Origin of the sequence: Sphingobium sp. BS19 (assembly GCF_027925545.1) — a bacterium.
In the GTDB taxonomy this organism is placed as follows: Bacteria; Pseudomonadota; Alphaproteobacteria; order Sphingomonadales; family Sphingomonadaceae; genus Sphingobium.
In genome coordinates, this window is the sequence record NZ_BSEF01000001.1 from 1 (window position 1) to 20,814 (window position 20,814).

Annotated in this window: 20 protein-coding genes, 2 tRNA genes and 1 pseudogene; 14 read left to right on the forward strand and 9 right to left on the reverse strand. The window is 61.1% G+C overall.

Annotated features, from left to right (window positions below; genetic code table 11):
• A pseudogene (locus QMG56_RS00005) lies at positions 1-130 on the forward strand (IS630 family transposase); the annotation flags it as partial.
• Positions 131-217: 87 nt separating this feature from the next.
• Here the strand turns inward: QMG56_RS00005 and QMG56_RS00010 are convergent.
• Positions 218-1,474 (reverse strand): IS701 family transposase, encoded by a 1,257-nt coding sequence (locus QMG56_RS00010; RefSeq protein ID WP_183615353.1) that lies wholly within the window; start codon positions 1,472-1,474, stop codon positions 218-220.
• A gap of 136 nt (positions 1,475-1,610) precedes the next feature.
• Between QMG56_RS00010 and QMG56_RS00015 the strand changes: the two genes are divergently transcribed.
• From QMG56_RS00015 to QMG56_RS00045, 7 genes are all read left to right on the forward strand, one after another.
• Positions 1,611-2,036 (forward strand): organic hydroperoxide resistance protein, encoded by a 426-nt coding sequence (locus QMG56_RS00015; protein WP_183613239.1) that lies wholly within the window; start codon positions 1,611-1,613, stop codon positions 2,034-2,036.
• 10 nt (positions 2,037-2,046) lie between these two features.
• Complete coding sequence (locus QMG56_RS00020) at positions 2,047-2,538, forward strand: MarR family winged helix-turn-helix transcriptional regulator (protein ID WP_183613240.1); 492 nt, start codon at positions 2,047-2,049, stop codon at positions 2,536-2,538.
• Between the two features lie 40 nt (positions 2,539-2,578).
• The gene (locus tag QMG56_RS00025) at positions 2,579-3,211 is read left to right on the forward strand and encodes a glutathione S-transferase family protein (protein ID WP_281820427.1); all 633 of its coding nucleotides are present in this window, start codon (positions 2,579-2,581) and stop codon (positions 3,209-3,211) included.
• A gap of 171 nt (positions 3,212-3,382) precedes the next feature.
• Positions 3,383-4,018 carry a TetR/AcrR family transcriptional regulator gene (locus tag QMG56_RS00030; RefSeq protein ID WP_183613242.1) on the forward strand — a complete coding sequence of 212 codons (636 nt, stop codon included), beginning with the start codon at positions 3,383-3,385 and terminating at the stop codon, positions 4,016-4,018.
• Positions 4,011-5,696, forward strand: coding sequence for an MFS transporter (locus QMG56_RS00035; protein ID WP_281820430.1), 1,686 nt, complete (start codon positions 4,011-4,013; stop codon positions 5,694-5,696). The genes QMG56_RS00030 and QMG56_RS00035 overlap by 8 nt, the downstream gene beginning before the upstream one ends.
• Positions 5,693-6,838, forward strand: a complete 1,146-nt coding sequence (locus tag QMG56_RS00040) for an HlyD family secretion protein (protein WP_183613244.1) — start codon at positions 5,693-5,695, stop codon at positions 6,836-6,838. Before QMG56_RS00035 ends, QMG56_RS00040 begins: the two co-directional genes overlap by 4 nt.
• Positions 6,838-8,208 carry an efflux transporter outer membrane subunit gene (locus QMG56_RS00045; protein WP_183613245.1) on the forward strand — a complete coding sequence of 457 codons (1,371 nt, stop codon included), beginning with the start codon at positions 6,838-6,840 and terminating at the stop codon, positions 8,206-8,208. Before QMG56_RS00040 ends, QMG56_RS00045 begins: the two co-directional genes overlap by 1 nt.
• A 149-nt stretch (positions 8,209-8,357) precedes the next feature.
• On the opposite strand, the gene yegS is transcribed toward QMG56_RS00045, so the two are convergent.
• The 8 genes from yegS to QMG56_RS00085 form a co-directional block, all read right to left on the reverse strand.
• Positions 8,358-9,314 carry a lipid kinase YegS gene (gene yegS, locus QMG56_RS00050; RefSeq protein WP_183613246.1) on the reverse strand — a complete coding sequence of 319 codons (957 nt, stop codon included), beginning with the start codon at positions 9,312-9,314 and terminating at the stop codon, positions 8,358-8,360.
• A gap of 8 nt (positions 9,315-9,322) precedes the next feature.
• Entirely contained in the window at positions 9,323-9,748 is a 426-nt protein-coding gene (locus QMG56_RS00055) for a DUF2147 domain-containing protein (RefSeq protein ID WP_253204242.1), read from the reverse strand.
• A 2-nt stretch (positions 9,749-9,750) separates the two neighbouring features.
• The gene (locus tag QMG56_RS00060) at positions 9,751-10,284 is read right to left on the reverse strand and encodes an HdeD family acid-resistance protein (protein WP_281820434.1); all 534 of its coding nucleotides are present in this window, start codon (positions 10,282-10,284) and stop codon (positions 9,751-9,753) included.
• 556 nt (positions 10,285-10,840) lie between these two features.
• Positions 10,841-11,182, reverse strand: coding sequence for a trimeric intracellular cation channel family protein (locus tag QMG56_RS00065; RefSeq protein ID WP_246385899.1), 342 nt, complete (start codon positions 11,180-11,182; stop codon positions 10,841-10,843).
• 687 nt (positions 11,183-11,869) lie between these two features.
• Positions 11,870-11,944: transfer RNA gene (locus QMG56_RS00070), tRNA-Glu, on the reverse strand.
• Between the two features lie 33 nt (positions 11,945-11,977).
• A tRNA-Glu gene (locus tag QMG56_RS00075) sits at positions 11,978-12,052 on the reverse strand.
• Between the two features lie 123 nt (positions 12,053-12,175).
• Complete coding sequence (gene recJ / locus QMG56_RS00080; RefSeq protein WP_281820436.1) at positions 12,176-13,945, reverse strand: single-stranded-DNA-specific exonuclease RecJ; 1,770 nt, start codon at positions 13,943-13,945, stop codon at positions 12,176-12,178.
• 45 nt (positions 13,946-13,990) lie between these two features.
• On the reverse strand, positions 13,991-14,557 hold the full coding sequence (locus tag QMG56_RS00085; protein WP_281820438.1) for a carboxymuconolactone decarboxylase family protein: 567 nt from the start codon (positions 14,555-14,557) through the stop codon (positions 13,991-13,993).
• 365 nt (positions 14,558-14,922) lie between these two features.
• Here QMG56_RS00085 and rpsL point away from each other — a divergent pair, with 365 nt between their 5' ends.
• The 6 genes from rpsL to rplC all read left to right on the forward strand — a co-directional run bounded on the left by rpsL (position 14,923) and on the right by rplC (position 20,814).
• Entirely contained in the window at positions 14,923-15,294 is a 372-nt protein-coding gene (gene rpsL, locus QMG56_RS00090; RefSeq protein ID WP_007707915.1) for a 30S ribosomal protein S12, read from the forward strand.
• 14 nt (positions 15,295-15,308) lie between these two features.
• Positions 15,309-15,779 carry a 30S ribosomal protein S7 gene (rpsG, locus tag QMG56_RS00095; protein ID WP_127691108.1) on the forward strand — a complete coding sequence of 157 codons (471 nt, stop codon included), beginning with the start codon at positions 15,309-15,311 and terminating at the stop codon, positions 15,777-15,779.
• A gap of 96 nt (positions 15,780-15,875) precedes the next feature.
• Positions 15,876-17,951, forward strand: coding sequence for an elongation factor G (fusA, locus tag QMG56_RS00100; RefSeq protein ID WP_230189103.1), 2,076 nt, complete (start codon positions 15,876-15,878; stop codon positions 17,949-17,951).
• 145 nt (positions 17,952-18,096) lie between these two features.
• Positions 18,097-19,287: an elongation factor Tu gene (tuf, locus tag QMG56_RS00105; RefSeq protein WP_230189102.1), complete on the forward strand. Its 1,191-nt coding sequence runs from the start codon at positions 18,097-18,099 to the stop codon at positions 19,285-19,287.
• Positions 19,288-19,428: 141 nt separating this feature from the next.
• Complete coding sequence (rpsJ, locus tag QMG56_RS00110) at positions 19,429-19,740, forward strand: 30S ribosomal protein S10 (protein WP_104953163.1); 312 nt, start codon at positions 19,429-19,431, stop codon at positions 19,738-19,740.
• A 189-nt stretch (positions 19,741-19,929) separates the two neighbouring features.
• Positions 19,930-20,814 (forward strand): 50S ribosomal protein L3, encoded by an 885-nt coding sequence (rplC, locus tag QMG56_RS00115; RefSeq protein WP_230189101.1) that lies wholly within the window; start codon positions 19,930-19,932, stop codon positions 20,812-20,814.

Here is a 20,814-nt window from a genome sequence, read left to right on the forward strand (position 1 = left end):
CGCCTTCATCAAAGCACACAATGAAAACCCCAAACCCTACAAGTGGGTCAAATCCGCAGACGAGATCCTCGCCTCCGTCAAACGCTTCTGTCAAAAAACAATGAGCCGAACTTCGGATTCACGTGACTAGCACTACTTTGGCAGATTTTGGTTTGGAGGGTCGGTAGGTCGACGCCCGCAGTGAGGGCATGGTTTGTCCGGCGGTCTGGTAAGGCGGTCAATGATGGCTTGTCTGATTGCTGGCAGGCTCGGTTTCGGTGGAGGGCCTGAGATTCTTTTTCCCCCCTTTGCCCTGCTTGAGCCGGAGTGACTGGAGGAAGGCGAGGGCGATCATGGACATCAGGGCATGTCGGTGCAGGCCTTTCCACGACCGACCTTCAAAGTGGTCGAGGCCGAGTTCTTCCTTGAGTTGCTGATGTGCCTGTTCGCAGACCCAGCGCGCTTTGATGGCGCCGGCCAGTTGCTTGATCGGCGTGTCGGTGGGCAAGTTGGAGAGGTCGTACTTGCGCTCGCCGGTAGAGCGATGTTCGCCGACGAGCCAGACTTCCTCGCCTGGCAAGTGCTGAGCGCCCATATCGTGGATACGCTGCGGTGGCCCGTCTGCTACACGCACACGAACAGCGGCGAAGCGGGCCGAGAGTTTTCCTTTGGTGCCGCGCCGCCAACTGACCTTGCGCCATGGTAGCGTCTCAAGCATCGCCTGCGCCGAGATCGAAGTTATGTCGGGTATTGCGTTCTTTCTCGGGCGCCCCCGAGTGGCGACGGGAAAGACCATGCTGACATCGGCGGGGTAAACCTTCTGTTTGAACGGAATGCCAACAGCCCACGCGAGGCCCCGCTCGCTCAGGCCCTGCCGGAAGGGCGCAGAGAGACCGTATCCGGCATCGGCAAGGACACAGCCGAAGCGAACACCGGCGGCACGGACCCTATCGATCTCAGCGAGCGCGATCTCGTGCTTGGTCCGGTAAGGCCGTAGCTCTTCTGGAACCCCGGCGCGATCCAGGCGGGCCGCATCACTCGTCCAGCTCTCCGGCAGGAACAGACGCAAGCCCACCATCACAGGTACCTCGCGCGATGCCAGCGTCACCGACACCAGCGTCTGGCAGTTGGCGTTCTTGCCGAGCGCCGAGGCATACTGCGGCGCCACACCGACCGAGTGTCGGCCCTTCTTGGGCAAAGCCGTATCGTCGATGATCAGCCAGGCATTATCGCCCCCAACTTGCCGGTCGGCCTCAGCAAGCAGCGCCGCCTCCAGCGGAGCTTCGTCCCAGATGCCGCTGCCGACGAAGTGATGAAGTCGGTCGTAGCTGACCTCGTCGTCCCGTGCCGCCATCGGCTGAACACTTTTGCGATCTCCGGGGCCAATCAGGCCCGCAATGTAAGCCGGGCACATCCGTCGGCGCGTCTTGTTCCGCAACGCCGCGGCGAACGGCGAAAGCCATGCCTCGAGTTCGCTCCGCCAGTCTGCTTCCATCGCCAGCCTCCAGAAAAGCCGGCTCTCTATGAATCAGGGATTTTCCTCCTTGGGAATCCCAAAAATCACATTTCTGCCAAAGTAGTGCTAGATGGCTAGCTATATGATGGCTTCATCTTGCAAAAGGACTCCAATCATGAGCGCACTGTATTCTACCAAGGTCACTGCCACCGGCGGGCGTAGCGGACGCATCGCCAGCGACGACGGACTGCTGGAACTCGATCTCGCCGTACCTGCCGCGCTGGGTGGCAAGGGCGGCGCGACCAATCCCGAACAGCTGTTTGCGGCAGGCTATGCCGCCTGTTTCGGCAATGCGGTGATTCATGTCACCCGCACTACCCATAAGATCGCTGATGATGACGTTACAGTAGTCGGCACCGTCTCGATGGCCCCGAATGCCGATGGCGGTTTTGCCCTGTCGGTTGCACTCGATGTCGCGATTGCCGGTGTCGATCAGGATACGGCGGAAACGATCGTTGCGCAGGCACACAAGGTCTGCCCCTATTCCAACGCGGTGCGCGGAAATATCGATGTCGAACTCTCGGTCCGAGCCGAGGCTTAAGGGCGCGCCCATGACGACGGAACGCCATCCGTCGAAGCAGGAGGGGGACGAATTGCTGCGCCTCGATCGCCAGCTGTGCTTCCCCCTATATGCAGCGACCAATCTGATCCAGCGGCTGTACAGGCCGTTGCTGGCACCGTTGGGCCTGACCTATTCGCAATATCTGGTGATGCTGGTACTTTGGGAGCGCGAGCCGGTGACGGTGGGCGACTTGCAGGCGTGCCTGCACCTCGATGTCGGCACGCTCAGCCCAATGCTGAAACGCATGGAGCGTGCCGGGCTGGTCGCGCGCATGCGCGATCCGCAGGACGAACGCCGTGTGCTGGTCACCCCGACTTCCGAGGGCCGGGCGCTGAAGTCTGCAGCGCAGGAGATACCGGGCACGCTCGCGAAGAAGGTCGGGATCGAGGAAGACCGGATCGTCGCCCTGCACGAACTGACCCACGCACTTGTCGGCCAGCTGGGCGAAGCGGCGGAACGGGACAGCCATCCCGCCGCCTGATCATTTCGCGCGCGCCTGCAATTTTGAAGAGGGTTTCCGCATGATCATCGTCCATCATCTTGAAACATCGCGTTCCACGCGCATTCTCTGGCTGCTTGAAGAGCTGGGGATCGAATACGAGCTGCACCGCCATGCGCGGGTCAATGGGCGAGCGCCTGAAAATCTCAAGCATATCCATCCGCTCGGCAAGGCACCCTTCATCGTCGATGGCGATCTGGTGCTAGCGGAATCGAGTGCGATCCTGCGCTATGTCGACGCGCGCTATGGTAATGGGCGGCATTCCCCCCAGGCAGGCACTGCCGAAGGTGCGATGCATGACCAGTGGCTCGATCTGGCCGAAGGGTCCGCCAGCTTCCCGCTGCTGCTGCCATTGCTGGGCCGGATGATGGGCGGGCTGCCCGATGCGATGGCGCAATTCGCTGCGGCGCGGGGCAAAGACGTGCTTACCTATATCGCCGAGGGCGTGGGCAAAGGCTCATTCCTGATGGGCGAGCAGCTGACCCTGGCCGACATGCAGATGGTCTATACGCTTGAAATGGCCAATATGGGCGGGGCGCTCGATAGCTATCCGGCGCTGCAGTCCTATCGGGACCGGCTGCACTGGCAAGCCGGGCTGAAAAAGGCGATCGAGGTCGGCGGTCCGCTCGTTCCGTCTAGCTGGGCGCGCCTTTGAATGCCCGGCAAGCCGCGCCACCGGGTTCAAGCGTGATCCGAGGGATAGAATGGTCGCGCACTCGAGGCGAGGCGTACCCGGCCTTGCATCCGAAACAATAATTAATCACTTGATTAATTAGTCCGCGCGGCTACTTGGCGGGTTCCTCCATGGCGCGCAGAAGGATCCATCATGACACAAACCGCACGCGGACGTGGCCGGCCCCAAACGAACGAAATCGATGCGGCGAAGGCGATCATGACCAGCGCGGTTGCGATATTCGCCGACAAGGGCTTCGATGCGGCCAATCTGCGCGAGATTGCGGAGGCGGCCGGCGTCAACATGGCACTCGTGTCCTATAATTTCGGTTCGAAGCTGGGATTGTGGAAGCGGATCATCGAGGCCGTCGGCCACAGGATAGAAGAGCGACAGGCTTCGCTCGCCCAGGCCACCGGCTTTGGCGATTCAGGTGCGGCCCTTCGTGCATCGATGAGTGCATTTATCGGCTTCATGGACGCCCGGCCCGAGGTGGCGCGCTTCATGATGCGCGACATGGACCACGATCCTGAACGGGCGCAGTGGCTCTACCAGAACGTGACGCGCCGCCTGCTCGACCATTTCCTGCCTCTCATTGAAAGGGCCCGGACGGACGGCTACACCCACGTCCCGCACCCCGAACTGGCCCTCCTGCAATTTGCGTTCGGCACGGCTGTCGGCATCCTGCGGCGTGACCGGCTTGCCCAGAGGTCGCCCGAATTCCTCGACGACGACAGCTTTCGCGCCGCATTGCAGGAAACGCTTGTCGAACCGTTGTTCCGCCGTGGCTGACGCAGTGCGACCAGCGCACCAGGGCGGGGACTATGTGTTCAAGCCGCACGAGCGCCCTTTTCTGGCCGGGTCCCCCGCAACGCCGGATCATCCGGCGCGGCGCAAGCTGGGCTATCTGCTCATCGGGATCTATCTGGCCATCCTCGGCGGGTTCCAGAACGGGCTGCTGCTGGCCAATTTACCGGGGCTTCAGGGCCATCTGGCACTGACATCGGTCGAGGCGGGCTGGGTCACGGTCGCCTACAACATGACCAATGCGTGCATGAGCATTTTGCTGTTCAAGCTACGCCAGCAATTCGGCATCCAGCGCTTCGTCAGGATCGCGATGGCGACGCTGCTGCTGGCCAATTTCGTTCAGCTGTTCGACGCGGGCTACCGGATCGAACTTGTCTCGCGCGGGATTTCCGGCATCGCGGCCAGCGGCCTTTCCACGCTGGGCATCTATTACCTTATGCAGGGCCTGCCGGCGAAGGCCCGGATCGCGGGCGTGCTGATCGGGCTGGGCCTGTCGCAGATCGCCTTGCCGTTGGCGCGTGCCATTTCCCCGGCTCTGATCGCGGGGGGTGACATCACCCATCTGTTCGATCTGCAATTCGCGCTGTCGCTGATGGCGTTCGGCATGGTCTTCATCCTGCCGCTTCCGCCGGGCGAAATCGAAAAGGCATTCGAAAAACTTGATCTCGTGACGTTCCCGCTGCTGGCCATCGGCATGGGCCTGCTATGCGCGTTTCTGGTGCAGGGCAGGATCCAGTGGTGGACAACGCCATGGCTGGGCTGGGCGCTGGCGGGCGCGATCCTGTTGATCGGCGCGGCTTTCCTGATCGAACACAATCGCGCCAATCCCATGCTCCACACCCGCTGGATGACCAGCAAGGACATCGTGATCTTTGCGTCGACGGGCGCGCTGATGCGCGTGTTGCTGTCGGAACAGGGCTTTGGCGCTGGCGGCCTGCTGACCACCGTCGGAATGATCAACGACCAGCTCGTCACCTATTACTGGATCATCACCGGCGCGACCTTTATCGGGCTCGTGGTGCTGATCGCACGGCTGGATACCAGCGATCTGCAACGGCCCTTGCTCGTCGCACTGGCGCTGATCGCGGTGGCCGCGTTTGTCGACACGCAGGCGGGCCTGCTGTCGCGGCCCGAAAACTTTTATTGGACGCAGGCGATGATGGCCTTTGCGGCGATCTATTTCATCGGCTCGGCAATGATGGAGGGGCTGCTGCGCGCATTGGCGCAGGGCATGCAATACATCATCAGCTTCATTGCCGTCTTCTCCCTGTCACAGACGCTCGGCGGGCTTGCAGGGGTTGCCGGGCTGGCGGCGTTCCAGACGATCTGGGCGAAGGTCCACCTGATGGACATAGGCCGGGAACTGACGCTGAGTGACCCCGCTGTAGCCCAGGCGATTCAACTTCGCGCCGCCGCGTATAATGGCACTATCGCCGATCCGGTGCTGCGGCAGGCAAGCGGCGCGGGGCAGCTGGTGCAGCAAGCCGGGCGCGATGCGGCGATCCTGGCTTTCAATGACATGTTTTTTCTGATCGGCATCATCGCTTCCCTCGCATTCGCGGCGATCCTTGCAAAATGGATCTACAACCGCCGCCGGGGGATCAACCCGCTGGCCAAAGAGCTTGAGGCGCTGGCATCGATCATGGGCGGAGCAAAAGAATGAACGACGACAACGCCGACCGGGAACCGACCGCGACACCCGCCGGACCTGCGGCTGAAACCGGCGCTGCCGACGCGGCGCCGACGCAGGAAAACCCGGAAGGCTGGGCGCCCGAACGATCGCGCAAAAAGACAATCTTCTTCGCGGTTGCCATCGTGCTGGGCGCGCTTGCCGCACTCTATGCCTGGCAATTGCCGCCCTTCCGGTCCGACAGCCAGACCACGGACAACGCCTATGTGCGCGGCCAGACCACGATCATCAGCCCGCAGGTTACAGGCTATGTAACCGAAGTGCTGGTGCAGGATTTCGCGCAGGTGGCCGCCGGGCAGGCGCTGGTCCGCATAGACGACCGCATTTATCGCCAGCGCGTGGCGCAAGGACAGGCCGGGATCGCCACCCAAACGGCCAGCCTGGACAATGCGGGACAAAACCGGCGTTCAAGCGAGGCGCAGGTCAGGTTACAGGAGGCGTCGGTGGCCAATGCTCGCGCCCAGCTTGCCAAGGCGCAGGCAGATATGCGCCGGGTCGATGAATTGGCCGACGAAGGTTCGGTATCCTTGCGCGAACGCGACCAGACGCTGGCCGCGCTGCGCCAGGCGCAGGCGGGCGTGACGCAGGCGATGGCCCAGCGCGACATCGCGCGCGAACAATTGCGTTCGGTGAATGTCGGGCAGGGCGGGCTGGAAGCGCAGGTCGAGAATGCGACAGCGTCGCGCGATCTCGCACAGATCGATCTCGACAACACGATCATTCGCGCCCCGCGCGCCGGCAGGCTGAGCGAGGTTGCGGTGCGCGAAGGGCAATTGGTCTCGCCGGGTGCGCAGCTGATGTATCTTGTGCCCGAACGGCTGTGGGTGGTCGCCAATTTCAAGGAAGCGCAGACCGCCGAAATCCGCGTCGGGCAAAGCGCGACACTGGAAATCGACGCGCTGGGCGGGCTTGAGCTAACGGGCAAGGTGCAGAGCGTGTCGCCTGCCGCAGGCAGCGAGTTCAGCGTTATCAAGCCCGATACGGGCGCCGGTAATTTCGTGAAGGTTCCGCAGCGCATCGCCGTCCGCATCCGTATCGATCCGGGGCAGAGGGCGGCCCAGAGACTTGGCCCCGGCATGTCGGTGATTGCCACCGTTCATACAGGAGACCGTTGATGCGCCGGATCGGTCTCCCCCTGCTGAGCCTGAGCCTGTTGGTCGGGTGCGCACCGGCCCTTGCGCCGATACCTGCTGCCAGCACGGTGGCGCCGCCGATGGCATGGCGCACTTCGCTTGAGGGGCGGGCCGAGATCGAGCCGCAATGGTGGAACGCATTTGGCGACCCGGCCCTTGCATGGATCGTGGCGGCGGCACGGGCGAACAATCCCGACATCGCAATCGCATCCGCGCGGGTGCGAGAAGCGCGCGGGCAGGAACGCGCATCGCGCAGCCTGCTGGTGCCCACGCTCGATGGCTCGACCGGGGTGAGCGAGGCGCGCAGCCTGAACGCCTTTGGCACCGCCTCGCGTTCGCTTGGCGTGCAGCCGGTGTTCCAGGCCGCGTATGAGGTGGATCTGTTCGGCCGCAACCGCGCGCAGGTCGATGCCGCCAGCGCCAATACCGCGGCGACACAGGCCGCGCGCGAAGCTGCCGCCCTTGCAGTGACGGCGACCGCCGTTTCGGGCTATATCACCCTGCTGACGCTGGACCGCCGGCTCGAAACCTTGCGCGAAACGCTGGGGGCGCGGGCCGAGGCGCTTAAGATCGCGCGCGATCGCGCCGAAGTCGGCTATACCTCGCAGCTTGAACTGCGGCAGGCACAGGCCGAATATCGCGCGGCGCAGCAACAGATCCCTGCCGTCGAGGCCTCCATCGCAAGGCAGGAAAATGCCTTGTCGCAGCTGATCGGCGAAACCCCGCGTGCCCTCGCGCGGGGCGGAAATTTTGCAGGGCTGCAAACCCCTGCCATCCCTGCCGTGTTTCCCAGCGAATTGACCCGGCGCAGGCCCGATATCGCGCAGGCGGAATTCAATCTTGCGGCCAGCGATGCCCGCATGCGCGCCGCGCGGGCCCAATTTCTCCCCCAGCTGCGCCTTGCCGCCTCTGCTGGTGCGGTGCTGTCGTCCCAGCTGGACGATCCGGTCGGTATATGGTCGCTTGGCGGCAGCATTCTTGCGCCCTTCTTTAGCGGCGGAAGGCTGGAAGGACAGTTCGACGCCGCTACTGCGCAGCGCGATCAGGCCGCCTTTGCCTATCAGCGAACGGTGCTGACGGCATTCCGCGAAGTAGAGGATCAACTGGTCTTGATCGACCGCCTTGGGGAACAGGAACGCGCGCTTGTGGCCCAGCGCGAAGCGGTCGCCGATGCACTTCGCCATGCGACCAATCGCTATCGCGCGGGCTATTCGCCCTATCTGGAGCAGATCGACGCACAGCGTGCGTTACTCTCGGTGGAGCTCGCGATCCTGCAGGTGCGCAGCGATCGCCTGACGGCCCATGTCGCATTATACCAGGCCCTTGGCGGCGCTCCGGAAAGCGAAGCTTGACATGGTTTGGGATGGTCGGGTCCGAAAACCACCCGGCTCCGGGCGCAAAGCTGCCGTACTCAATGCAGCGCGGACGATCGTCAATTTGAGCGCAGGTTACCACCAAGGGATGAACGAAGGTTCCTTGTGGGGAAGCTGCGCCCATTCCATCAACCGTCATCGGTTGGGTTTGTTGTTCCGAGCAGCAGATTATGGCCAAGGTGTATCGGCAGCGCGCCTCTGTGGCACCCCACTCGAAAGCGGCTAACCGACCGGGTTTCACCATCAAGGTTGATAAAAATATCCTCCTCGGCTTCGAACGTGACCCACGGGCTCCGCGCGGTAATCTTGAGACCATCCACGCTGCCCGCACCCTCGTGCAGGAAGCGGCCAAGGGCATCGAGCCCCGCGTTCCGGTCTAATTCCGGCAGGATCATCAGGTCGAGTTCGCCATCATCCAGCAACGCTTCGGCGCATAGCTGGATGCCACCGCCGGCCTGTCTGCCGTTGCCGATGGCCAATGCCAGAAACGATCCCTCCCAGGAAAAGTGCCGGGCCGTGAAGCGGCCTCTGCAAGCGGTAAGTTCCCGTGCGCGGCGCAGGCCGGTCAGGACATAGGCGAAACCACCGAGCGTATGTTTCAGGGCCGGATCGGTTTCTGCCGTGACCTGTGACCCGAATCCGCCCGTCACCAGATTGACGAAGGGGCTGTCGTCCAGAACACCGATGTCGATCCAGCACACTGGTGCGACAAGGGTCAAGCGCAACGACGCAGTCATGTCGTCGATGGGGATTCCCGTCGAACGCGCGAAATCGTTGGCCGTCCCAAGCGGCAGGATACCGAACGAACAGTGCCCGAACGAGCCTGCCCGAAAGGCGGCAGCAAAGACCTCGTTCACGGTGCCGTCTCCGCCACCGGCGACGATGCGATCCACGCGGCCTTGCTGCGCCTTCATAACAGCTTCGTTCGCGAACCGCCCCGCATCGCCATTTTCCCATGTGACGCGAACCTCGACGTCATGACCATCGGCCCGGACCGAGCGAACTGCCTCTCGTACCCGCGGGTCCTGCGCTGACTTCCCGTGAAGTATGAGGAACACGCTCACCCTCGGGGATGCGGTGTTCACATTCTTGCTTATGGCCAATTATCAGTCCTCAGCCGCGTCCACTGTTGCGACCTGCAACCGACCCGTCCAACCAGGCACCCTCTGCCGACTATCGTGTCATCATCGATCACGCTGATGGTTCCCGCAAACGTCCTGCCGATATCGGGCACAAAAACCCTGCCGCGCCAGACGCCGGGCCTCTCCAGCGCAAAATCCTGAAAAAGCCGCGACCCGATAAGAGGATCGGTGCCACCTCTGCGCGCATCTGCCTGTGCCTTTTCGTTGGCCCAAATCACGACACCGCACATGCGCTCGCCGCAGCGCTCAACCCGGACATGAACGCTGTTCTGCGGGTTTTTCCACGTCCCGAAAGACTGATCGCTCGCATACGCGACAGATTGCGGCGCCATCACCGCCACCGCCACCGCCAGAAGGATCAACGCCAGCCGCCGCACGCTTAAAGACTCCGGGACAGGCGGCGCAAGCCGAGCGCCAGGATGATAAGGAAGACACCGCGGAGGAGAAAGCTGATCCCAACGATTCCCGCCAGGAACACAAGGCTGCTCGCCGGGCCTGAAAACAGGAGGAATCCGCCAAGCACGATGTCGAGCAGGCCGAGCGCAAAGCGCCATCCCCGATCATGGGATCCCTTGATCGCGCTCACCAATTCGAGAATCCCGGCAACGAACAGCCAGAATCCGATCGCCCAGACCAGCGACAAGGCACCGGCAAAGGGCGCGAAGAGGACGAAACCCCCTGCCGCGACCCCGAGCAGGCCCAGCAGCGCCTCAATCCAGCGCCCCCGCTTCGAAAGCGAAGACAGGCCAGAAATCAGGGCAACGAGACCATAGGTCAGCAACATCACACCAAGCAAAAAACCCGTGGCCAATCCCGTCGCCAGCGGGTTGCCCAACGCCAGCGATCCGATCAGGACAACAAGCACGCCATAAGCCAGGATCCATCCCCAAGCTGGTCCGGGTTCAGTTTCCACCGATGACGTCAATGGGTCGTTCTGCGGCATGACTTCCTCCACATTGCGCAAAAATTAGGCCAAGATGCCTCATTACGATAAATCTTTGACACTTACCTGGAATTACCATCGGTCAAAATCCGTCTGTAAATTCCGACTTCGCGCCAGCGTCGTTCGCGACTGAAGTGCCTGATATACGGCCACGGAGCGACAATAGAACTGAAACACCAAGCACGTGCGGCGGAATTCGGGATGGTCGTCGTGTGCTCGCATATCGCTGCTTAAGCGAGTTGTCACCTGCTGCTGTGAGCCAGTGGGCAAGGGCAGTGAATCGGCAAAAATCGCAAAAACGGGTGCCGATGAAGGCCCAGACCGGCTACCAGAATGGGCTTGTCGCGAGCTACAATCGACTGGTCGCAAGACCCATATTGGGGATAGTGGTGGGGGTTTCGGAAAACTTATCACATTATAACCACACGATATATGCTGTCCGTGGATCTCTCCTCCGTCCATTAATCATGAAAATCTCAGTTGTTGTTCGGCCGGGCTGGATCGCCAGACCAGTCGAACACCGCAGTCAGGCACCGTCATTCGCGCGGAGGCGGCCTTGGCGTGGCCGATAGCGTGGCAATGACCAGCCGTACCTGATTGCGCCTCCGCGCAGTGCGAAGCCTACCATGAATGCCGCGGACACGCCGACTTCCCGGTCAATGCCCAGCGCGTTGGTGCAAACGAAAGTGATTGCAGCGGCCAATGCGGCGGTCACGTAGATCTCGTAGGAAAAGATGATGGACCGCTCCTGGCTCAGCGTGTCACGGACGATGCCGCCAAAGCATGCCGTTATCATGCCCATGATGACAGAAGCGACCGGACCTGCGCCGGCACCGATCGCCCGTTCGGCGCCTCTCGCGGCAAACAGGGCTAACCCGACTGCTGCGGGATGCCTTTCCCGATGCGCTTATCGGTTTTCGCTCCAACAGCCGCGAAGTGCAGGTTCACGCGACTCTTGCAGGGGCCGGGGTTGCGGCGCTCGCCCGCTATCGTGCCGATGGGGAGCTCGGGCTAATTCGCCTGTACCCCGACAGACCTGACCTTGTTCGAGACATCTGGATAGGTGTGCATGTGGACATGCGCCACATGCCGAGAGTGCGGGCAGTGACCGATACAGTTGTCGAAGCACTGCGGAAAACGCCGCGATTCTCAATCCGGGTTACTGAACCCCAAGTGTTGATAGAGCAAGACAGGCTCGAGCACACGCTGGAGCCAGCTTTTCGTCGCAATACCTTGATCAACCGTCGCCGGATCCGCTGCTACCTAGAGAGCTACCTAGCGATCTGCGAGCGGAAATCCAGTTGGCCCAACGGCCATTTAATACGTTGAAATATATGGATAAATTGGTGGACGCACTTGGGCTCGAACCAAGGACCCGCTGATTAAGAGAAGGATTCGATTTGCGGGTAAGAGGCGAGCTTTCGCTCTCGAATGCTTGCGGGGACCAACCCTCAGCGAACATCCTCCGGGCGACGGGTCCGCTCCCGTCCGTATGGATATATTTGATGGATATTTGACAAAAGGCAGCTGCACCAGCCTAAGGCATTGATTTATTTGGTGACCCCTACGGGAATCGAACCCGTGTTTCAGCCGTGAGAGGGCCGCGTCCTAACCGCTAGACGAAGGGGCCTTGTGCAATGGCCGCGGACAAAGCGGCTAGCAATGGTGACCCCAACGGGAATCGAACCCGTGTTTCAGCCGTGAAAGGGCCGCGTCCTAACCGCTAGACGATGGGGCCAATGGACGGGCCTATCGAAAGGCAGCGCCAGAAGCGGAGGCCGCATTAGGGTTTTCATTTTCTGCGGTCAACCCCAAAGCGGCGGGAATCTGCGATCATGCCCAATGCTCCGGCAATCGCTGCCTAATCGGCCCAGGCGGCATCCTCCAGATGCAGTTCGGCGGCGGGGCGGGTGCCCCAATCGTCGATCTTGGCGCGACCGGCAATCCATAAGCGCCGATCGCGCGGCGCGCCGAGAATCGCGCGGCCAAGGTCGGTTTCCGCCTGCCGGAAAGCAACGGTCTTGATTGATTTCCCATCGTCCCCGGCCACGATCGCGCGAACATGGCCCGTACCGACGATATCGGCCTTGATAACGCGCACCGGCCCGGTGGCTATTCGCGGTGCGGGCCATCCAGTGCCATAGGGGCCGCCCTGTTCGATGGCCGCCACGAAATCAGGATTGACGCCGCCGGGGCTAAGCACCGCATCGATCAGCAGCGACTTGGATCCCATTGCCCGAGTCACGTCTGCGGACAGGCGCGCGTCCAGAAACTCCGCCAGCGCTTCGACACCGCCTTTGGCGACCGTCAAGCCCGCGGCCATGGCATGTCCGCCTCCCGCGACCAGCAAGCCGCTGTCCTTGGCCGCCAGCACCGCCGCGCCCAGATCGACACCGCTGATCGACCGGCCCGACCCTTTGCCCACACCATGCTCGTCAACCGCGATGACGATCGCCGGGCGCCCAAGCTTTTCCTTAAGCCGTCCCGCGACAATGCCGATAACGCCGGGATGCCAGCCGTCGCCTGCGATCACGGCGACTGCGCGGTTGTGCTGCGTGGCGCTCAATGCTTCGGCCTGCGCCTGCACGTCGCCTTCGATGGCGCGGCGTTCCTCGTTCAGCCGGTCGAGTTCGATTGCGATCTCCCGCGCTTCATCGGGATCCTGCGTCGTCAGCAAACGAACGCCAAGGTCGGACTTACCGACACGCCCGCCAGCGTTGATGCGCGGCCCTAGTGCGAAGCCGAGATCGTGGCACAAAGGCGCACGCTTCAGGCGGCTGGCTTCCATCAGTGCGACGAGGCCGATGTTGCGCCCCTGCGCCATGACCTTGAGGCCTTGCGACACGAAGGCGCGGTTCAGGCCGCGCAGTTGCGCCACATCCGCCACCGTGCCCAACGCTACGATATCGAGCAGGTCGATCAGACGAGGCTCAGGCCGCGCGGCAAACCAGTTCCGTGCCCGCAATGTACGGATCAGCGCCGCACCCAGCAGGAACGCGACTCCAACGGCAGCCAGATGACCGAACGCTGCACCTTCCACGCTTTCATCGAGCCGGTTGGGGTTGACCAGCGCATGGGCGAGGGGGAGGGCGCTGGCGCACTGGTGATGATCGACGACGATCACGTCCACGCCAGCCTCGCGCGCCATAGCCAGCGCTTCGAAAGCCTGCGCGCCGCAATCAACGGTCACGATCAGCGAAGAGCCTTCTGCGCCCAGCCGCACGAGCGCTTCACCCGATGGGCCATAGCCTTCCATCAGCCGGTCCGGAATATAGGCCCGCGCTGTCAAACCAAGATCGCGCAGCAGGCGTATCAGCAATGCCGCGCTGGTCGCGCCATCGACATCGTAATCGCCAAAGATAGTAACCTGCTCGCCCGACTGTACCGCATCGGCAATGCGCTCCGCCGCCCTATCCATATCCTGAAACAGGCTGGGATCGGGCATGAAAGCGCGGATGGTGGGTATGCGGTGCATCTCCACATCGTCCCGGTCGCAACCGCGCGCCAGCAGCAATTGCGTGACAAGATCGTCGGGCATGAACCCCGCGGCCCGCCCGTCCGTGCCCTTGCCTCGCCAGTGCCAGGGCTGGCCGAGAATGGAGCGGGTGATATTCAGGGCGTTGGTCTTCATCGACCTGCCTTAGCGCCTGGTGGAGTCGAGCGGAAGGGGAGGGCGCTACTGCCGGTCAGGCACCGGCACATTGAAACCGTTCAGCGTCATCGACACCATGCAATAGAGCCCCACCAGATAGATGAGTTCATTGGCGCCATGTTGCCCGAAAAATTCGACGGCACGGCAATAGCAAGGCTCCGGCAAAATGCCGCCATTCACCAGTGCATAGGCCACATCATAGGCGCAGCCTTCGCTTTCGGAGAGATCGGTCGGGCGACATCCGGCCACCAGTGTTGAGAGGCGGGCGTCGGTCATCCCATCTTTTTCGGCAACGGCGATATGGGCGTAGACTTCATACGCGGCATCGAAATGCGCACCGACCACCAGAATGGCGATTTGTCGCTCTGCATCGGGCAGGGTGGCCTGCGCCGTCCTCACCTTCGTTAGGTTCCATACTGCCGCGCCGATTTGCGGTTCGTGCAACCATGCGTTCCAGGGGCCGATCAGCGCGCTGTCGTCGGTAATGGTTTTGAATGCGTTGAAATTGGACGCGATACCCTTCTTCATATCTTCGTAAAGCGGGGCCTGATCGGGGGTGAGATCAGCCGGGGGAATGAGGGGAAGGCGCATAGGGCCGCTCCTTGTGATGGACATGACCGTCTTAACAGTCATCCGCTTCCAATGTTGCGCTACGCTACAACATGACGGATATTTAACCTGAGGGCGGCGCGACGCTCCCACACAATGGCGCTGTTGACCCTTTGGGTGTCCCCGCGTATAGGGCGCGCCTGTCCGACGGCCTTTCGGGGGAAGATTCGATTCTTCGCTCGTTATTCGTGGGCTGAAAATACAGAGCTGAACATTGCCGGATGCTCTTGCGGCTCCAGGGGTCTTGTGACCGCCGGGGCCATTGTTGTTGGATAGTCTTTCAGATTTTCCGGAACGATACGCATGAGGCAGGTCGGCAGAGTAACTTTGAAAAGGTGAAGGGCTTCATGCCAACGATTAACCAATTGGTCCGCAAGGGCCGCGATCCGCAGAAGGCCAAGTCAAAGGTCCCTGCAATGGATGCGAACCCGCAAAAGCGCGGCGTTTGCACCCGCGTTTACACAACGACCCCGAAGAAGCCGAACTCGGCGCTTCGTAAGGTGGCCAAGGTTCGCCTGGTCAACCAGCGCGAAGTCATCACGTACATCCCCGGTGAAGGCCATAACCTTCAGGAGCACAGCGTTGTTCTGATCCGCGGTGGCCGTGTGCGAGATCTTCCCGGTGTGCGTTACCACGTACTGCGCGGCGTCCTCGATACACAGGGTGTCAAGGATCGTAAGCAGAGCCGTTCGAAGTACGGCGCGAAGCGTCCTAAGTAAGGGAGACTGAAAACATGTCACGTCGTCGTCGCCCAGAAAAGCGCATCATCCTTCCTGATCCCAAGTACGGAGATCAGATCCTTTCCAAGTTCATGAACAGTGTCATGGAAGACGGTAAGAAGGCCGTCGCCGAAGGCATCGTCTATGGCGCGCTGGAAACCGTCGAGGCGAAAGCCAAGAAGGATCCCATCGCAATGTTCCATGACGCATTGAACAATGTGAAGCCCGGTATCGAAGTTCGCAGCCGCCGCGTCGGCGGTGCGACCTATCAGGTTCCTGTCGAAGTGCGCCCCGAGCGTGCGCAGGCACTTGCGATCCGCTGGCTCATCACGGCCGCGCGCAACCGCAGCGAAACCACGATGGCCGCGCGCCTTTCGGGCGAGCTGCTGGATGCCGCGAACAACCGTGGCAATGCCGTGAAGAAGCGTGAAGACACGCACCGGATGGCCGAAGCCAACCGCGCCTTCTCGCATTACCGCTGGTAATACCTATATAGAAAGCCGGGCGTAGCCATGCGCGACGCCCGGCTTTCCCTATTCTTAATTTCCAACCGCCGCTCATCGGCAACGGAGTGAACCATCATGGCCCGCAGCCATCCGCTCGACAAGTATCGCAACATCGGCATCATGGCGCACATCGACGCCGGTAAAACGACGACGACCGAGCGTATCCTGTATTACACCGGCAAGTCCTACAAGATCGGCGAAGTCCATGACGGCGCCGCGACGATGGACTGGATGGAGCAGGAGCAGGAGCGCGGGATCACGATCACGTCCGCTGCAACGACATGCTTCTGGGACGATCATCGGATCAACATCATCGACACCCCCGGCCACGTCGACTTCACCATTGAAGTCGAGCGTTCGCTCCGCGTGCTTGATGGTGCAGTAGCCTGCTTCGATGGCGTTGCCGGCGTTGAGCCGCAGTCCGAAACCGTGTGGCGTCAGGCTGAGAAGTATCACGTGCCCCGCATGTGCTTCGTTAACAAGCTCGATCGCACCGGCGCGAACTTCGAACGCTGCGTTGAAATGATCAAGGATCGTCTGGGCGCCCGCCCGATGGTTCTCTATCTGCCGATCGGTATCGAAGGCGGCTTTAAGGGCCTCGTCGATCTCGTGCGCAATCGTGCGATCATCTGGCAGGACGAAAGCCTCGGCGCGAAGTTCGACTACGCCGAAATTCCTGACGATCTGAAGGATGCCGCGGCGACTGCCCGCTCCGAGCTGATCGAAATGGCTGTCGAGCAGGACGACGACGTCATGGAAGCTTATCTGGAAGGTAATGAGCCTGACGCCGCGACCCTGACGCGCCTCATCCGTAAGGGTACGCTGAACTTCTCGTTCGTGCCTGTGCTCTGCGGTTCGGCGTTCAAGAACAAGGGCGTTCAGCCTTTGCTCGACGCCGTGGTCGACTATCTGCCCAGCCCGCTGGACATCAAGGACGTCGAAGGCCTCAAGCTGGACGGCGTGACGCCGGACACGCGTCCGCCTTCGGATGAAGCGCCGTTCTCGGCACTTGCGTTCAAGATCATGAACGATCCCTTCGTCGGCACGCTGACCTTCGCTCGCATCTATTCGGGCAAGCTGGAAACCGCTTCCTCCGTCACTAACTCGGTGAAGGACAAGAAGGAAAAGGTTGGCCGTATGCTTCTGATGCATGCCAACAGCCGTGAAGACATTCAGGAAGCATTCGCTGGCGACATCGTCGCTCTCGCGGGCCTGAAGGAAACCACGACCGGTGACACGCTGTGCGCATCCAACGCGCCCATCATTTTGGAACGCATGGAATTCCCTGAGCCGGTTATCGAACTGTCGGTGGAACCCAAGACCAAGGCCGACCAGGAAAAGATGGGCGTCGCGCTCAACCGTCTTGCGCGCGAAGATCCGTCGTTCCGCGTGTCTTCGGACAACGAAAGCGGTCAGACGATCATCAAGGGCATGGGTGAGCTTCACCTTGAAATCCTCGTCGATCGCATGAAGCGCGAATTTAAGGTCGAAGCAAACGTCGGCGCGCCGCAGGTGGCCTATCGCGAATATCTCGCGAAGAAGGTCGACATCGACTACACGCATAAGAAGCAGTCGGGCGGTTCGGGTCAGTTCGGTCGTATCAAGTTCACGGTCGAGCCGGGCGAACGCGGTCAGGGCGTCATCTTCAAGGATGAAATCAAGGGCGGTAATATTCCCAAGGAATATATCCCGTCGGTCGAAAAGGGTATTCGCGAAATCGCGGCGACCGGTTCGCTCATCGGCTTCCCGATCATCGATTTCACCGCGGTTCTGTATGACGGCGCCTACCATGACGTCGACTCGTCGGCACTGGCGTTTGAAATCTGCGCACGCGGCGCAATGCGCGAAGCGGCACAGAAGTCGGGCATCAAGCTGCTCGAACCGATCATGAAGGTCGAAGTCGTCACCCCGGAAGATTATCTGGGTGACGTCATCGGTGACATGAACAGCCGTCGCGGTCAGATTCAGGGCACCGACAGCCGGGGCAATGCCCAGGTCGTCGAAGCGATGGTGCCGCTGGCTAACATGTTCGGTTACGTGAACCAGCTTCGCTCGTTCACGCAGGGCCGTGCGCAGTACAGCATGCAGTTCTCGCATTATGAAGAAGTGCCGCAGAACGTGGCAGACGAAGTCAAGGCGAAGCTCGCCTGATAAAATTGCCCCTTCGATCCCAAAAACGGGGTCGTCGGGGCTGGCAATATGTAAATATGCTGCTATGGACGCGCCTTCGCACTAAGGGGGCGGGCGCGCACCCAAGCGGTCAGACCAAGCTATTTGGACAAGAAGGTAGAGAGAAATGGCGAAAGCTAAGTTTGAGCGGACGAAGCCGCACTGCAACATCGGCACCATCGGTCACGTTGACCATGGCAAGACCTCGCTGACCGCAGCGATCACGAAGGTGCTGGCCGAAACCGGCGGCGCTACGTTCACCAGCTACGACAACATCGACAAGGCGCCTGAAGAGCGCGAGCGCGGCATCACCATTTCGACCGCACACGTCGAATATGAAACCGAAGCACGCCACTATGCACACGTCGATTGCCCGGGCCACGCTGACTATGTGAAGAACATGATCACCGGTGCGGCACAGATGGACGGCGCGATCCTCGTCGTTTCGGCCACCGACGGCCCGATGCCCCAGACTCGTGAGCACATCCTGCTCGCACGTCAGGTTGGCGTTCCTCAGCTCGTCGTGTTCATGAACAAGGTTGACCTTGTTGATGACGCAGAAATTCTGGAACTGGTTGAACTCGAAATCCGCGAACTGCTCAGCAGCTACGATTTCGATGGCGACAACATCCCCATCATCCCCGGTTCGGCTGTTGCCGCTCTGCAGGACAAGACGCCTGAAATCGGTCATGACGCCGTTCTCAAGCTGATGGCTGCTGTCGATAGCTGGATCCCGCAGCCGGAACGTCCGGTTGACAAGCCCTTCCTGATGCCGATCGAAGACGTGTTCTCGATCTCGGGTCGTGGTACGGTTGTTACCGGCCGCGTCGAAACTGGCATCGTCAAGGTTGGCGAAGAAGTCGAGATCGTCGGCATCAAGGACACCCGCAAGACCGTCGTCACCGGCGTTGAAATGTTCCGCAAGCTGCTCGACGAAGGTCGTGCAGGCGACAATATCGGTGCGCTGGTTCGTGGCGTTGGCCGTGAAGACGTTGAGCGTGGCCAGGTTCTCTGCAAGCCCGGCACGATCAAGCCGCACACTGACTTCGACGCGGAAATCTACGTTCTGTCGAAGGAAGAAGGCGGTCGTCACACCCCGTTCTTTGCGAACTATCGTCCGCAGTTCTACTTCCGCACGACCGACGTCACCGGCGAAGTTGTTCTCCCCGAAGGCACCGAAATGGTGATGCCGGGCGACAACGTGAAGCTGGGCGTAAAGCTCATCGCACCGATCGCGATGGACGCTGGTCTGCGCTTCGCAATCCGTGAAGGCGGTCGTACCGTCGGCGCAGGGGTTGTCGGAACGATTACGAAGTAATATAGGCAGCGAGCCGCACGGTCCTGGTGATTCGTGCGGCTCCTGATTTCATCGCCTCGGACCGGTCCTCGCCGGCTAATTTAGCTAGAGGATCAACTGGGGCGATTTTGTTTTTGGCTCTTTCGCATCGGTACAACGGACATGGATACGCAGAATATTCGCATTCGCCTGAAGGCATTTGACCATCGTGTTTTGGATCAGGCCACTGGTGACATTGCCGATACCGCGCGCCGTACGGGTGCGTTGATCCGCGGTCCCATTCCGTTGCCGACGCGCATCGAGAAGTTCACGGTGAACCGTGGTCCGCACGTCGACAAGAAGTCGCGTGAACAGTTCGAGGTTCGCACTTACAAGCGTATGCTTGACATTGTGCAGCCGACGCCGCAAACGGTCGACGCGCTGATGAAGCTCGATTTGGCTGCCGGCGTGAACGTCGAGATTAAGCTCGCTTAATAGCGGTTAGGGATACCGCGCAGCTTTTGCTGCGGTCCTGGTCCCCCGTCGCTTCCGCTTTGGTGGAAGCATCCAACCCGGACGGGGTGATCGATACATTTTGGGTTGGCCTCACAGGATGGTTCCTGCGGGGTCTTTTCGTTGGATACGCCCGTCAATTTCGGCGGGCCTCTATTGGGAGTATGGATCATGCGCACTGGCGTGATCGCGAAAAAAGTGGGGATGACCCGCCTGTTCCAGGATGATGGCCGCCATGTGCCCGTCACCGTTCTGGCGCTTGAAGGCAATCAGGTTATCGCTCGCCGCGAAACAGATCGTGACGGCTACATCGCCGTTCAGCTTGGCGCTGGCGTCGCCAAGGCTAAGAATGTTGCCAAGCCGCAGCGCGGCCACTTCGCCAAGGCGGAAGTTGAGCCCAAGGCAAAGGTTTACGAATTCCGGGTTGCCGAGGATGCACTGCTCGACGTCGGTTCGGAAATCGCCGCAGACCATTTCATCGCGGGTCAGCTCGTTGATGTCAGCGGTCACACGCAGGGCAAGGGTTTTGCCGGTGCGATGAAGCGTTGGGGTTTCGGCGGTATGCGCGCAACCCACGGTGTTTCGATCTCGCATCGTGCCCATGGTTCGACGGGTAACCGTCAGGATCCAGGCCGCGTGTTCAAGAACAAGAAGATGGCCGGCCACATGGGCGACCGTGAACGCACCCAGCAGAATCTGGAAATCGTGCGTACGGACGTTGAGCGCGGCCTTCTGTTCGTCAAGGGCAGCGTTCCGGGCGCCAAGGGCACTTGGCTCACCGTCAAGGATGCCGTCAAGGTTCCCCGTCACGCTGACGTGCCTTATCCTGCCAGCCTGAAGGAAAAGGGTGTTGTCCACGAAGAGGACGATACTTTGCCCGGCATGGTTCCGGCCGCCGCAACCCATGAAATCGCACCGCTTCCCGGTGACGACGAAGTGGCTGCCGGTGTCGCCGCTTCGGACGCACAGGTGAACGAAGAGGGTGTCAACGAGCCCATCAACGCAACCCCGGCTGAAGGCGATGACGCCACCGGCTCGCAAGACAAGGAGGGCTAA

Excerpts from the sequence above, each read along its gene's own strand:
- QMG56_RS00010 (WP_183615353.1), bottom strand. The coding sequence starts at position 1,474 with ATGGAAGCAGACTGGCGGAGCGAACTCGAGGCATGGCTTTCGCCGTTC.
- QMG56_RS00015 (WP_183613239.1), top strand. The coding sequence starts at position 1,611 with ATGAGCGCACTGTATTCTACCAAGGTCACTGCCACCGGCGGGCGTAGC.
- QMG56_RS00020 (WP_183613240.1), top strand. The coding sequence starts at position 2,047 with ATGACGACGGAACGCCATCCGTCGAAGCAGGAGGGGGACGAATTGCTG.
- QMG56_RS00025 (WP_281820427.1), top strand. The coding sequence starts at position 2,579 with ATGATCATCGTCCATCATCTTGAAACATCGCGTTCCACGCGCATTCTC.
- QMG56_RS00030 (WP_183613242.1), top strand. The coding sequence starts at position 3,383 with ATGACACAAACCGCACGCGGACGTGGCCGGCCCCAAACGAACGAAATC.
- QMG56_RS00040 (WP_183613244.1), top strand. The coding sequence starts at position 5,693 with ATGAACGACGACAACGCCGACCGGGAACCGACCGCGACACCCGCCGGA.
- QMG56_RS00045 (WP_183613245.1), top strand. The coding sequence starts at position 6,838 with ATGCGCCGGATCGGTCTCCCCCTGCTGAGCCTGAGCCTGTTGGTCGGG.
- recJ (WP_281820436.1), bottom strand. The coding sequence starts at position 13,945 with ATGAAGACCAACGCCCTGAATATCACCCGCTCCATTCTCGGCCAGCCC.
- QMG56_RS00085 (WP_281820438.1), bottom strand. The coding sequence starts at position 14,557 with ATGCGCCTTCCCCTCATTCCCCCGGCTGATCTCACCCCCGATCAGGCC.
- rpsL (WP_007707915.1), top strand. The coding sequence starts at position 14,923 with ATGCCAACGATTAACCAATTGGTCCGCAAGGGCCGCGATCCGCAGAAG.
- rpsG (WP_127691108.1), top strand. The coding sequence starts at position 15,309 with ATGTCACGTCGTCGTCGCCCAGAAAAGCGCATCATCCTTCCTGATCCC.
- fusA (WP_230189103.1), top strand. The coding sequence starts at position 15,876 with ATGGCCCGCAGCCATCCGCTCGACAAGTATCGCAACATCGGCATCATG.
- tuf (WP_230189102.1), top strand. The coding sequence starts at position 18,097 with ATGGCGAAAGCTAAGTTTGAGCGGACGAAGCCGCACTGCAACATCGGC.
- rpsJ (WP_104953163.1), top strand. The coding sequence starts at position 19,429 with ATGGATACGCAGAATATTCGCATTCGCCTGAAGGCATTTGACCATCGT.
- rplC (WP_230189101.1), top strand. The coding sequence starts at position 19,930 with ATGCGCACTGGCGTGATCGCGAAAAAAGTGGGGATGACCCGCCTGTTC.